Raw genomic sequence first — 13,208 nt, 5'->3', positions numbered from 1 at the left:
TTTATAATAATCTAAAGTATGAAATCGGAGGATTTTATGAATATATCCAAGAGAGGGAAAATAACCTTAGCCGTAATAATTGTATTGTTTATCTTAGCGATAGTAATAAATTTTGTCGGAATGAAAGATGTTTCATCATTTGCAAATAAAAATAATAATAAATACGTTGCAGTTGTACGAATTGACGGACCTATTTACGGAGGCAACGTAAATCAAAATATGTTGGGCGGTGTATCCGGAAGTTCAAGTGAAGATATTATGTATGAACTTAGAGAAGCCACAAGAGATCCGAATGCAAAAGCCGTATTACTTAGAATAAACAGTCCGGGAGGAACAACCGGTGCAACACAGGAAATTGCGGAAGAAATAGATAAAGTAAGAAACTCAGGTAAACCGGTAATTGTATCTATGGGAGATACATGTGCATCTGCAGGATATTGGCTTGCAAGCAAAGGTGACTATATATTTGCAAGTCCTGCAACGATAACCGGAAGCATCGGTGTATACATGGACTATACAAATGTATCCGAACTTATGGATAAATTAGGGGTAAAAAATGAAAAAATAAAAAGCGGAACTCACAAAGATATTTTATCCATGTATCGTCCGATTACCGATGAAGAAAAAACTATTTTACAAAAAATGGTAGATGATATATATAACCAATTTGTTCAAACAATTGCCGACGGAAGGCATTTGGAAGAAGCGAAAGTAAGAGAAATTGCCGATGGAAGAATTCTTACGGGAAAACAAGCACAAGCATACGGACTTGTAGATGCAATGGGGAATTATTATGATGCATTGACATATGCCGGAAATCGTGTCGGTATAAATTCCGATGTAATTCCAACACGTTCTTATAGTAAAGGAATGACACTTCGCGGATTGTTATCTGCAGAAATGAACAGTACGGCACAAAATTTTGCAAGTAGAATAGTAGACGAAGCGATAAATGCGATGTCGGAAAAAACTGCTGTAGTACGTTAAGGAGGCATAATGACAAAACTTTTAGATCTTATATTCCAAATGGTTGTACATCCGAAGAATGCACTTAATGAAATAACTGAATTCAATCTTCTTAAAGAATCGATTATTATATGTATTATTTCATGCATTTTATTTATGATAGCTGCATTCGGTAAAGACTCCGGTATTATCGTAGGTTTCGTTGTAATATTACTTATAGTGATTAATTTAATTATGCATGCTGCATCTGTACACTATATATCTTCATTATGGAACGGAAGTGGAAGTGCAAAAGGAATTACATCCGGATTTATTTCAAATACGATTGTATATGCGTTTTATGTATTTCCTGTTTTCTTTGCACAATGGGGATTTGAAAATATTTCAAAAATATTATTTATTGTAATCGCAATTTGGTCATATGTATTGGACGTGATTGCAATACGGGAAAATTATAAATTCACAATAGGAAAATCAATTGTAGTAAATTTTATACCGCAACTTATTATTTTGGCATTAATTTTATTATTGGTCGTACTCACAACACTTTCCGCAATATCAGGAATTATGGAGTTACAAAATTTAGAGTCTGTGGTAAGTCAAATATAATGAAATTGTGAAGTTTATTATGTGTATATGATATAATAAAGATATTATTTTAGACAGAAAATCGTTATTTAAAGACGATATGTAATAGGAGGAAAATCGTTTATGTGCGGTATTTTAGGTTATGTAGGTGATGGAGATGCAACAAAATTTTTAATTGAAGGACTTCGTCGCTTGGAATATAGAGGGTATGACTCATCAGGAATTGCAATATATCAAAACGGAAAATTTGAAATTGCAAAGAAAAAAGGGCGTCTTTCGGTATTGGAAAAAGAACTTCAAAATAATCCGCTTCATGGACACATAGGTATAGGGCATACACGCTGGGCAACGCATGGGCAGCCGTCAGACAAAAATTCACATCCTCATGGAGATTCTAAAAATAAATTCGTTATTGTACATAACGGAATAATAGAAAATTATTTGGATTTGAAAAAAGATCTTTTGGAAAAAGGACATGTTTTCAAATCCGAAACAGACAGTGAAGTAGTGGCACATCTGGCTGAAGAGTTTGATGACGGGGATTTTTTATCGACAATAAGAAAAGTTATATCCGTTATTGAAGGTTCATATACTTTGGTATTTGCAAATGCTGCAGATCCTGATACGTTGATATGCACAAAAAAAGATAATCCGCTTATTATCGGACTGGGAGAAAATGAAAATTTCATAGCATCCGATATTCCTGCGATAATAAGTCATACAAGACGTATATATGTGTTGAATGACGGAGAAATCGGAGTAGTGAAAAAAGACAGCATTTCCGTATACGGTGCCGACGGACTTCCGATATCCAAAAAGGTGCAAGAAGTGACATGGAGTGTAGAAGCCGCAGAAAAGGGCGGATACCCGCACTTTATGCTTAAAGAAATTTTTGAACAGCCGAAAGCGGTTCATGATACATCGAAAATACATATTTCAAAAGAAGGCGATGTTGTTTTCGATAATTTAAATTGGAAAAAATCAAATCTTGAAAGAATAGATAATGTACTTATTACCGCTTGCGGTACCGCATATCATGCAGGGCTTGTTGCGAAACATTACATAGAAAGATTTGCAAAAATTCCGGTAGAAGTAGATATTGCATCGGAGTACAGATACAGACAACCTTTAACTGACGGAAGAACATTGGCAATTGTAGTAAGTCAATCCGGAGAAACCATAGATACGTTGGCGGCACTTAAAGAAGCCAAAAGGCTTGGTGCACAAAGTATCGCAATAACCAATTCAATCGGTTCGTCAATAGCAAGAGAGGCGGATAACGTAATTTATACGATTGCAGGGCCGGAAATCGCTGTAGCATCTACAAAAGCATATACTACACAACTTGTGGCATTACTTCTTTTTGCATTGTACATGGGACAAATAAAAGGAACACTTTCAAAAGAAGAAGTTCGTGATTATACAAAACAGATAGTTGAGCTTCCAGATAAAATAAAAAAAGTGCTTAAAGAAAAAGAACATATGGAAGAACTTGCTGAAAGATTTATCAAAGCAAAGGATATATTCTATCTCGGAAGATCTATAGACTATGCTATTGCGATGGAAGGTGCATTGAAATTAAAAGAAATTTCATACATTCATGCTGAAGCATATGCCGGAGGAGAACTTAAGCACGGAACATTGGCACTTATAACAAAAGAAACTCCTATAATTGCCGTAGCAACACAAGATGAAATTGCATCTAAAATGTACAGCAACATACAAGAAGTACGTGCAAGAGGTGCCGATGTATTCGGTATAGGATATGAAAACGATGAAAATCTCGGAAAATACACAACCGAAAACGCAAAAATACCGCGTGTAAATGAATTTATAGCACCGATACTTTCAGTAATACCCATGCAGCTTTTGGCATACTATACAGGTATCAAGAGAGGTAACGATGTAGATAAACCGAGAAATCTTGCAAAATCTGTAACTGTAGAGTAATCAACAAAAGGAGATGTAGTTATGGACGTTATTTTTTCAGGAATACAGCCCAGCGGAAGTCTTACATTGGGAAACTACCTGGGAGCGTTAAAAAATTTTATACCGTTTCAAGAAACGGCGGAATGCTACTACTGTATAGTAAATCAACACGCAATAACAGTACCTCAAGATCCTAAGCTCTTACACAGTCGTACACGTGATTTGGCTGCACTTTACATAGCGGCAGGAATGGATCCGAAAAAATCAACAATATTCGTACAATCCGAAGTGCCGGAACACGCACTTTTAGGATGGATGATGATATGCAGTGCATACGTAGGAGAAATGGAACGTATGACACAGTATAAATCTAAAGCGCAAAAGCAAGAAAAGAAAGGCGGTTTCATACCTTTAGGACTTTTGACATATCCACCCCTTATGGCGGCAGATATACTTTTATACCAAACAAACCTTGTTCCCGTAGGAGCAGACCAGCGTCAGCATATGGAAATTACAAGAGATTTGGCTGAAAGATTTAATCATAAATACGGAGAAGTATTTACAATACCTGAAATGTGGGAACCCAAAGGCGGAGCAAGAGTAATGAGTTTGCAAGAACCCACAAGTAAAATGAGTAAGTCCGATGAAAACGAATGGGCAACAATACATATGCTTGATGAAGCGGATACCATAGTAAAGAAGATAAAAAGAGCTGTAACTGATTCATTAGGACATGTACATTATGATAAAGAAAAGCAACCGGGAATAGCAAATCTTATGAGCATACACTCTGCAATATCAAAAAAATCATACGAAGAAATAGAAAAAATGTATGAAGGACAAGGCTATGGAACATTCAAAAAAGATGTTGCAGACTTGGTAGTAGGAGAAATGCAACCGATTTTGGACAGATACAAAGAGCTTAAAGGAAGTCCGGAATTGGATGCTATATTGGATGAAGGAAGAGAAAAGGCACATAAAAAAGCAAATGTAACATATGTAAAAGCCATTGAAGCAATGGGCTTATACAGAAAATAAATGCAATATTAAAAGCGGAGATTGAAACTCCGCTTTTAAGTTGTATAAAATCAGATATTTTATCGAACCTTACTTACATATTCAACAAGCCTTCAAAATGGAAATTACTTTGCAGTAATGAATCTACAATTTTTGCGGCATTTGTAGGATGAGGATTTGTAAGGAAAAGTATTAAAATTGCAAGTACGGTAATTGCAAGTGCGATAATATTGAATTTTCCTTTTCCGGACATTTCATAATATCCGAAGAAACGTATTCCCAGTGCAGTAAAAAATGTAGTGCAAAGTCCTGACAATGAAAACATTCCGAATAATACATTTGACATTATAAGTGTTATGAAAAAAGTAGGGAAAACTATGAGAGATAAATTTTTATGAAAACGTGTCGACTTCAAGCGTTTCATATCTTTGAACCAATTTGTAAAATCAAATCCGAACAGTCCGGATAATATAAATGAAATAATAATTATTTTATCCCAAATATTTTGTAATCTTGTACGATTGTCGCCAATCCATTTGAAAAACGCACAAGCTACAAGAGCTATAATTCCGCCTATTATATAGTAGATGTTGTATGGAATATACTTTGTAAGCGCAAATGGAACAATCATTAAGATGCTTGAAATTGTTGTATAAAGTGCAATTTCTTTTATAGAAAATCTTTCGTGTACGGGTATTTGTTCATAAGTTTGAGTCATTATTTCCAGCATAAATGTAAGGATGAAAATTATAAGAGCAGCAAACGGATAAATTATCAAACTGAAAAGTATAAGAAATATAGGAAGAAGTATCAAAATTCCTTTGAATGCTCTCAAACGTTTGAAACTTATGGGATATTTTTGTGTATGAAGTGTAAGCTTTGTAAATATAAGATATGTAATCATTATGCTTGCGGTTTCCACCGGACTTGTTCCCGTATATATAAGAGCGCAAAAAACGAGAATGCTTAAATTTGCTCCGCTGAAGCGTGAAACTATGGAACTGAAAAGACCGATGCTTATAAAAGGTGCAATTGCATTAAGTATTTCCAATTTATTCATCTCCTTAATCGGTTAATTATATTTTTTAGTTATTCGATATTATATAAATATAATACAACATAATACAACAAACAGGAAAGTAAAAGAAAATATAAATTTAAAGTAGCAAAATATGTATTTACATGCAGCGATTTGAAAGTAAGATAGTTTAAGTGGATATGATTTTTTTATTTTTACGTATTTACTAAAGCAATACATGGAATAAAGTAAGAAATATATTTACAGAAATAATATTTATAATATAGAAATATTTTGTTACAGCATTTTTAGTTTGAAGTATTCGGTAATTAAGAAATAAAATTTATATTCATGGAAAGCTTATTGGAAAAATACTTGTAAAATTTATATCCGCAAATAAACTTTATAGATGAATAAAAAACTGATAAAATAAAAATATGGAGGGGCAAAATGAAAAATTTAATAGTTGTTGATTGTCAATATGATTTTATTGACGGTTCTTTAGCGTGTATTCATGGATATGAAGCTGTAAAAAATATTGTTTCCTATATTAATAGTAATAATTTGAGTGTGTTTTATACATCTGATTGGCATGGTAGTAATCATTGCTCTTTTAAGGTGAACGGAGGGATTTGGCCTGTTCATTGTGTGCAAAATTCAAAGGGCGCAAAAATACATGAAGAATTTTTTTGTAAAGTTAAAAATGAATTTTGCAGACCTTCGAAGGAAAATGTTTTTTTGAAGGGGTATAAAGATGACAAGGAAGAATACTCCGGATTTTATGGTATAAATTCTAAAAAAGAAATGCTTGGAAATTCAGTTGGTAAAAAAGTATATGTTTGCGGGATTGCCACGGAATATTGCGTAAAAGAAACCGTATTGTCATTAATTGATTCAGGTAGAGAAGTTGTTTTGCTTACAGATTGCTTGGGTTATGTGAATGAAGAAAATCATAAACATGTAATTGACGAATTGAAAGATAAAGGCGTGGTCATGTCGAGGAGTATTTGATGGAAATCAAAACCGTAAAAGATTTGGGTGAATTTGCATGTATAAAAAAAATAAGTAAAAATTTTATTTATAATCCGAAGCTCGTAAAACTCGGCAGCGGTGATGACGGTGCGGTATATACCGTACCGGAAGGTTTCGATCAGGTTATTTCTACAGATACGATGGTTGAGGGAATACATTTTTTAAAATCCACAATGAGTCCGTCAGATGTAGGATATCGTATATGTACAGTAAATTTCAGTGACATGGCAGCTATGGGAGCTTTACCTACAGGTATAGTTTTTTCTTTAGCGTTACCGGATGATTTACCTGTAAATTGGTTAGAATTTTGTTATGACGGTATAAGAGAAGCGTGTAAAAAGTATAACGTGAATATTCTCGGCGGAGATATTACCGGAAGCAAACAAGGTGTTGTTCTGACCGGTACCGTAGTAGGTATTGTGAAAAAAATTTCATATATTACACGTTCGGGAGCAAAAGAAGGGGATATAGTTTTTGTAACCGGAACGGTAGGCGATTCCGCTGCAGGATTGATATCTTTGTTACATAATTGTGAAAATGATTATTTGAAAAAGAGACATACAAGACCTGAACCTCAAATTGAGTGGGGTCAATATTTTTCTGAAGTAGGTGTAAACTCATTAAATGATATCTCGGACGGATTATCACGTGAATTAAATGAGATTGCAGCGGCTTCAAATGTTGTTATACAAATTGATTCAACTAAAATTCCTATTTCAAAAGAAACGTGTGAACTAAGTGAAAAATTAGGCAAAAACAGTCTTGAACTTGCACTTGACGGCGGAGAAGATTACGAATTGGTAGGTACCGCATCAAAGGAAATTTGGAAAAAAATCAAATTAAAAAAAGGTATAACTGCTATAGGAACAGTGAAAAAAGGAATAAAAAGTTCGGTAGAAATTTTACATAAAGGCAAAATAAAAAAAGTAGCGGCAAAAGGTTATGATCATTTCATAAAAAATGATTTGTATAAATAATTCGGTTAAATCTGGAGGTAAGTATGTATACGTTAGTTGTTATAAGACACGGAGAAAGTCAGTGGAATAAAAAAAATCTTTTTTGCGGTTGGACAGATGTTGATTTGACGCAGCAAGGATTTGCTGAAGCGAAACAAGCAGGTAAACTTTTAAAAGACGCAGAAATAACTTTTGACGTATGTTACACGTCTGTGCTCAAGCGTGCAATACATACTGCGTATACCGTTCTTGATGAAATGGATCTGACATGGATACCGGTAATTAAAGATTATCATTTGAATGAACGTCATTACGGTAAATTGCAAGGGCTTAATAAGCGTGAAACAACTGAAAAATACGGAGAAAAACAAGTGCATTTATGGAGACGCTCATATGATGTGAGACCGCCGAGTTTGGATAAAGACGATGAAAGAAATCCTGCATTTAAAATGCCGTATTTAAAAATAAAGGCGGACAAAAATTTTCCGCTTTCCGAATGTCTGAAAGATACAGTTGAACGTGTTACTCCATACTTTGAAAGTGTAATAAAACCACGTATTTTAAAAGGTGAAAAAGTTTTGATAACCGCACATGGTAATTCAATTCGTGCGCTTATGAAACATTTGGAAAATATTTCAGACGAGGAAATTTCAAAAATAAACGTTCCTACAGGAATACCGCTGGTTTATAAAATAGATAAAGATTTTAATGTAGTAAAAAAAGAATATTTGGGAAATCAAGAAGAAATACAAAAAAAGATTAATGCAGTAAAAAATCAATCCAAAGCTTAATATGATTGAAGGTGAAAGTGTGCAAAATATAAAAATTTTTAAAGAAAATAAACCTGCTCTTATTTTGGAGGGCGGTGCCATGCGAGGCCTTTTTACAGCCGGTGTATTGGATGCATTTATGGAGCATAAATTGTATTTTGCCAAGACTGTAGCAATATCTGCAGGTACAATGCAAGGACTGGGATATCTATCAAGACAAAAAGGAAGAAATTATAAAGCCAATGTAGTATATTCTTCAGATCGAAGGTATATGGGATTGGAACATTTAATATGTGAAGGAAGTTATTTTAATTTTAATTTCATATATGGAGATCTTGCACGTAAATTAATACCTTATGATTTTGACGAGTTCGATAATACAGATATGGAAATGCTTGCCGTTATAACACGTTGTGATACAGGAGAATGCGTTTATATATCAAATTTGGATATGGATGAAAAAAAGTATTTGAATGCGTGTCGTGCAAGTTGTGCAATGCCGTTGTTTTCCAAAGCTGTAAATGTAGAAGGGATACCCTGTGTAGATGGCGGTGTAGCTATGCCGCTTGCACCTTTACCTGACGAGCTTCCGTTTGAATGTATAAAACCGGTATATATACTTACCAGAGATATTAAATATAGGAAAAAAGAAATATCATCTTTGTATTGCTCAATTATAAAAAAATTTTACGGATCTGAATATTCCAAAATTGCTGAAATGATATGTTCCATTCCGAAGATTTATAATGAAAAAGTTGAAAAATTGTTGCAACTTGAAAAAGAAGGTAAAGTTTTCGTAATACGACCCGAACATGAAGTCGAGGTAAGTCGTGTTGAGAGAAATCGCACAAAATTAAAAATTTTATATAAAGAAGGATATAAAATAGGTATGGACAGATTTGATGAGATGATGAGGTGGATTCGTGAAATCTGAAATAAAAATAATTTCCAAAAGTGTAGAAGAAACAATTACTTTAGGAAAAATAATAGGTGAAAATGCCGTAGATGATTTATTTATTGCTATGAGTGGAGATCTCGGTGCAGGTAAAACTCATTTTGTGCAAGGAATAGCAAAGGGTATGAAAATACAAGATGTTGTAACAAGTCCTACATTTACAATTATGAATTATTATGAAGGAAAATTGCCGTTAAAGCATTTTGATTTTTACAGACTCGAAAGTGAATACGACTTGTATAATATAGGTTGGGAAGAATATAGTGTTGGAGGAGTTACCGTAGTTGAATGGTCGGAACTGTTTCCTTCACTTATACCTCATGGAAGTCTTTGTGTACGAATAGAGAATGTTTCACTTACGGAAAGAAATATTTTTATAAAATGGGATGAAAAAACTCCTGAAAATATTATAAAGGAGATAAAAAAGCATGCTATTGGCGATTGATACGTCTTCATATGTATTAAGTTGTGCTTTGGCACAAGAAGATAAATTAATTTCAGAGTGGACAGTTCAAAGAAGACTGACACATTCTGAACAACTTATTCCGCATATAGATGAAATGATGAAAGTAAGCGGAGTTTTGAGAAAAGATATAAAATATATTGCAATATCGAACGGCCCCGGCTCATTTACAGGCCTTCGTATAGGATTGGCAAGTGCAAAAATGATGGCATATATATGGGATATACCTTTAATTGCCGTAGATACTTTACAAGCACTTGCATATAATTTAAAATCTGCACAAGCTTTTATTCTACCGTTAATAGATGCACAACGTAATAATGTTTATGCTTCTTTATACAGTTCGTTTAAAGATTTATGGCAAGTTTGGGAAAACAAAGCGGATTCTATCGATAATATAATAAATGAAGCCGTAAAGCACGGCGGACCTATAATAGCAACCGGTGAAGCAGCAGATTTGTATAAAGACAAATTAATATCTGCAGGTATACAAATTGCTCCGTTTCATATGAGATGTTGCAGAGCGGGGAGTGTAGCTTCTGCAGCATTTGAAAAAATTAAGAATAAACAGTTTGAAAATCCTTTGCAAATTCTTCCAAACTATATACGTCGAAGTGAGGCTGAAGTTCAGTGGGAAAAGAAACACAATCAGAAATAAAAATTCGTAAAGCTTTAAAAAAAGATGTAAATGCGATTTATGAAATAGGTAAACACAGTTTTTTTGATGCATGGAGAAAAGAAACTGTTGAATCCGATTTAGTGAAATCACATAGCTGTTACTTTGTGGCGGAATTTGAAGGACGTATAATAGGTTATGCTTGTTATTGGTTTATATTGGATGAAGCACAATTGGTAAATTTAGCAGTAGAACCTGAATACAGACGAAAAGGAACGGCAAAAGCATTGATGAATGCCGGTGAAACTGAAGCGGTAAATCGTAATATGAGATTTATATTTCTCGAAGTCAGAGTCGGAAATATTAACGCACAGGAATTATATAGAAAAATGGGATTTATCGTAGGCAGTTTGCGTAAAGGTGTATATGAAAATCCGAAAGAAGACGGATACATTATGATGAAAAAGCTTACCGATCCTATGGGGAGAAAATTATGAAAATTTTGGCATTTGAAACAAGTTGTGATGAAACTTCATGCGCAGTTATAGAAAACGGAAGAAGTATTTTGTCAAATATTATTTCAACTCAAGTACCTATACATAAAAAATTCGGAGGTGTAGTACCTGAAGTTGCATCACGTCATCATATAGAAGATGTTTTACCGGTGGCAATAGAAGCACTTGAAAAAGCTTCATGCACTTGGAACGATATAGATGCAATTGCAGTTACAAAAGGTCCGGGGCTTGTAGGGGCCTTGCTTGTAGGAGTATCTGCAGCCAAATCTGTTGCATGGGCATTGGATAAACCTCTTATAGGTGTAAATCATATGGAAGGGCATATATTTGCAAATCTTTTGCAATATCCGGATTTGGAACCCCCTTTTTTGGCACTTGTAGTTTCAGGCGGACATACAATGCTTGTAGAAGTTAAAGGCTACAATGAATTTAATCTCATGGGTCAAACACGAGATGATGCGGCAGGAGAAGCTTTTGATAAAATTGCAAGAATTATGGGTTATCCGTATCCGGGAGGCCCTTATATAGATAAATTGGCTCAAAAAGGAAATCCCGAAGCGATACATTTTCCGGTAGCCATGCATGGAAATCATGAATTGGATTTTTCATTCAGCGGATTGAAATCTGCGGTAATAAACTATTTAAATACCGCAAAAATGAAAAAAATAGAAATATCACATGAAAATGTAGCTGCAAGCTTTCAAAAGGCGGTTATAAGTGCATTGGTAGAAAAAACCGAAGCGGCTTTAAAGATAAGCAAACAAAAAACTCTTGTACTTGCCGGAGGAGTTGCCGCAAATAGCGGAATACGCAAGGAACTTACAAGAGTTTGCAATGAAATGAATATAAGATTTTGCTATCCGGAATCCGTGCTCTGTACGGATAACGGTGCAATGATAGGATGTAGAGCTTATTATATGGCAAAAGAAGGATTATATTCAAAATGGAATTTAAATGCAAATCCCGGATTGGGATTTTGCGGAGAAGATAAATGAGTGAATTATATTCATTAGCGCGTGAAAAAACCGGTTTAAACGAAGTTCAATTAAAAATACTCGGCTATATGACAGAAGCGTTGCAATTTGCAGCGGACATATCTAAATGTCAAGTTGTACTATGTACAAAAGGAAAAAATAAAGATATGTGTGTATTGCTTAGCTCATTAGTACCTTCATATTATAAAGGACTTAAATATTTTCATGAAGGTGATGTTTTTTTAAAACAAGAATTTGCAATTGCAACCAAAGTTTTTTCAACCGGCGAAAAAGCAAAAGGAAGAAAAGAACTGGATTTGGGGAAGATGGCGGATGTTACCGCCTATCCTGTATTTGACAATGCAGGAATAACATTTGCCGTTGTAGGATTTATATCAAACTCTTTGGAACAGGAAGAAATACTTACAGATACTGCCAATATGGCATTGCAGATACCGTTTAAACATGAAGATTATTATAAAATAAAACCTCAAGACGGTGTAGTTATTATAGATTCTGTAGGAAGAGTACTTTATACAAATGATATGGCGCAAGATTTGTTTTTAGATTCCGAACAAAGAACCACAATAGGACAAGGATTGTTAAACCACACATCATTTCATATTTCGATTGTAGATCGTGTAGAGTCGACAATAAAACCGGAATTCGGAGATGAAATTTCCGGACAAATGACATTTTCTTCGTGGGCATTACCGATAGTATCAAACGGACGTGTAAACAGAACGGTATTGGTACTTACAGATGTGACTGCAGTAAGAGAAAAAGAAAGACAATTGTTGATAAAAGACTCTGTAATAAAAGAAATACATCATAGAGTAAAAAACAGTTTAAATACTATTGCAGGAATGCTTAGAATGCAAGCGAGAAGGACAAGAGATGAAGAAGCAAAAAAGGCATTGAAATCCGCAATAAACAGAATATCCGGCATATCAAGAATTCACGATATATTGGCACATCAAAGTGAAGAAATAGTAAATTGGAAACTTATTTCAGATAAAATTTGTAACTTGTCGGTCGAAAGTTTATCTGATTGCAAAGTTAATATGATACAAAAGAACAGTAAAGAATCAATATATTTGCCATCGGAAAAAATAGTATCATTAGGTATAGTTACAAATGAACTTATACATAATGCTATTGAACATGGATTTGAAAACATGAGCAGCGGTTCTTGTATTCTTGAAACTGAAAAAGAAAATAATTTTTTAAAAATTATAGTTATGAATGACGGGCATTTACTTCCGGAAAGTTTTAACGAAGGAAATTATGACTTAGGATTACATATCGTAAAAACTATTGCAGAAATAGATTTAAAAGGAAGTTTTGAAATAAAAAACAGCGGTAAATGGGTGTCGGCAAGTATTTGTATACCTATAAATGAGGAGTAG

14 protein-coding genes are annotated in these 13,208 nt (G+C 34.1%); 13 read left to right on the top strand and 1 reads right to left on the bottom strand.

Features of this window, described 5'->3' with window-relative positions; translation table 11 throughout:
* The first annotated feature begins 36 nt into the window (after nt 1–36).
* The 4 genes from sppA (at nt 37) to trpS (ending at nt 4,521) form a co-directional block, all read left to right on the top strand.
* Nucleotides 37–987, top strand: coding sequence for a signal peptide peptidase SppA (gene sppA / locus P6922_RS00910; protein WP_276873546.1), 951 nt, complete (start codon nt 37–39; stop codon nt 985–987).
* Nucleotides 988–996: 9 nt separating this feature from the next.
* A complete protein-coding gene (locus P6922_RS00905) occupies nt 997–1,575 on the top strand; it encodes a hypothetical protein (RefSeq protein WP_276873544.1) in 579 nt (192 codons plus the stop codon).
* 102 nt (nt 1,576–1,677) lie between these two features.
* Nucleotides 1,678–3,504 (top strand): glutamine--fructose-6-phosphate transaminase (isomerizing), encoded by a 1,827-nt coding sequence (gene glmS, locus P6922_RS00900; protein WP_007555609.1) that lies wholly within the window; start codon nt 1,678–1,680, stop codon nt 3,502–3,504.
* Between the two features lie 21 nt (nt 3,505–3,525).
* Nucleotides 3,526–4,521: a tryptophan--tRNA ligase gene (gene trpS, locus P6922_RS00895; RefSeq protein ID WP_276873542.1), complete on the top strand. Its 996-nt coding sequence runs from the start codon at nt 3,526–3,528 to the stop codon at nt 4,519–4,521.
* Between the two features lie 73 nt (nt 4,522–4,594).
* On the opposite strand, the gene P6922_RS00890 is transcribed toward trpS, so the two are convergent.
* Nucleotides 4,595–5,551 carry a hypothetical protein gene (locus P6922_RS00890; RefSeq protein ID WP_276873541.1) on the bottom strand — a complete coding sequence of 319 codons (957 nt, stop codon included), beginning with the start codon at nt 5,549–5,551 and terminating at the stop codon, nt 4,595–4,597.
* Between the two features lie 417 nt (nt 5,552–5,968).
* Between P6922_RS00890 and P6922_RS00885 the strand changes: the two genes are divergently transcribed.
* The 9 genes from P6922_RS00885 to P6922_RS00845 are packed head-to-tail and all read left to right on the top strand — an operon-like array spanning nt 5,969 to nt 13,208.
* Nucleotides 5,969–6,529 (top strand): isochorismatase family protein, encoded by a 561-nt coding sequence (locus tag P6922_RS00885; RefSeq protein ID WP_276873538.1) that lies wholly within the window; start codon nt 5,969–5,971, stop codon nt 6,527–6,529.
* Entirely contained in the window at nt 6,529–7,527 is a 999-nt protein-coding gene (gene thiL, locus P6922_RS00880) for a thiamine-phosphate kinase (RefSeq protein WP_276873536.1), read from the top strand. The genes P6922_RS00885 and thiL overlap by 1 nt, the downstream gene beginning before the upstream one ends.
* 23 nt (nt 7,528–7,550) lie before the next feature.
* Complete coding sequence (gene gpmA / locus P6922_RS00875; RefSeq protein WP_276873535.1) at nt 7,551–8,297, top strand: 2,3-diphosphoglycerate-dependent phosphoglycerate mutase; 747 nt, start codon at nt 7,551–7,553, stop codon at nt 8,295–8,297.
* 19 nt (nt 8,298–8,316) lie between these two features.
* Nucleotides 8,317–9,210, top strand: coding sequence for a patatin-like phospholipase family protein (locus P6922_RS00870; protein ID WP_276873533.1), 894 nt, complete (start codon nt 8,317–8,319; stop codon nt 9,208–9,210).
* Nucleotides 9,200–9,676: a tRNA (adenosine(37)-N6)-threonylcarbamoyltransferase complex ATPase subunit type 1 TsaE gene (tsaE, locus tag P6922_RS00865; RefSeq protein ID WP_276873529.1), complete on the top strand. Its 477-nt coding sequence runs from the start codon at nt 9,200–9,202 to the stop codon at nt 9,674–9,676. The genes P6922_RS00870 and tsaE overlap by 11 nt, the downstream gene beginning before the upstream one ends.
* Nucleotides 9,660–10,352: a tRNA (adenosine(37)-N6)-threonylcarbamoyltransferase complex dimerization subunit type 1 TsaB gene (gene tsaB, locus P6922_RS00860; protein ID WP_007555596.1), complete on the top strand. Its 693-nt coding sequence runs from the start codon at nt 9,660–9,662 to the stop codon at nt 10,350–10,352. Before tsaE ends, tsaB begins: the two co-directional genes overlap by 17 nt.
* Nucleotides 10,325–10,807, top strand: a complete 483-nt coding sequence (gene rimI, locus P6922_RS00855) for a ribosomal protein S18-alanine N-acetyltransferase (RefSeq protein WP_276873527.1) — start codon at nt 10,325–10,327, stop codon at nt 10,805–10,807. Before tsaB ends, rimI begins: the two co-directional genes overlap by 28 nt.
* Nucleotides 10,804–11,820: a tRNA (adenosine(37)-N6)-threonylcarbamoyltransferase complex transferase subunit TsaD gene (gene tsaD / locus P6922_RS00850; protein ID WP_276873524.1), complete on the top strand. Its 1,017-nt coding sequence runs from the start codon at nt 10,804–10,806 to the stop codon at nt 11,818–11,820. Before rimI ends, tsaD begins: the two co-directional genes overlap by 4 nt.
* Nucleotides 11,817–13,208: a sensor histidine kinase gene (locus P6922_RS00845; protein ID WP_276873521.1), complete on the top strand. Its 1,392-nt coding sequence runs from the start codon at nt 11,817–11,819 to the stop codon at nt 13,206–13,208. Before tsaD ends, P6922_RS00845 begins: the two co-directional genes overlap by 4 nt.

Source organism: Dialister micraerophilus, from assembly GCF_947090205.1.
Classification (GTDB): Bacteria; Bacillota; Negativicutes; order Veillonellales; family Dialisteraceae; genus Dialister; species Dialister micraerophilus.
The sequence above is the reverse complement of the archived record's forward strand: the minus strand, read 5'-3'. Positions and strand labels throughout refer to the sequence as shown.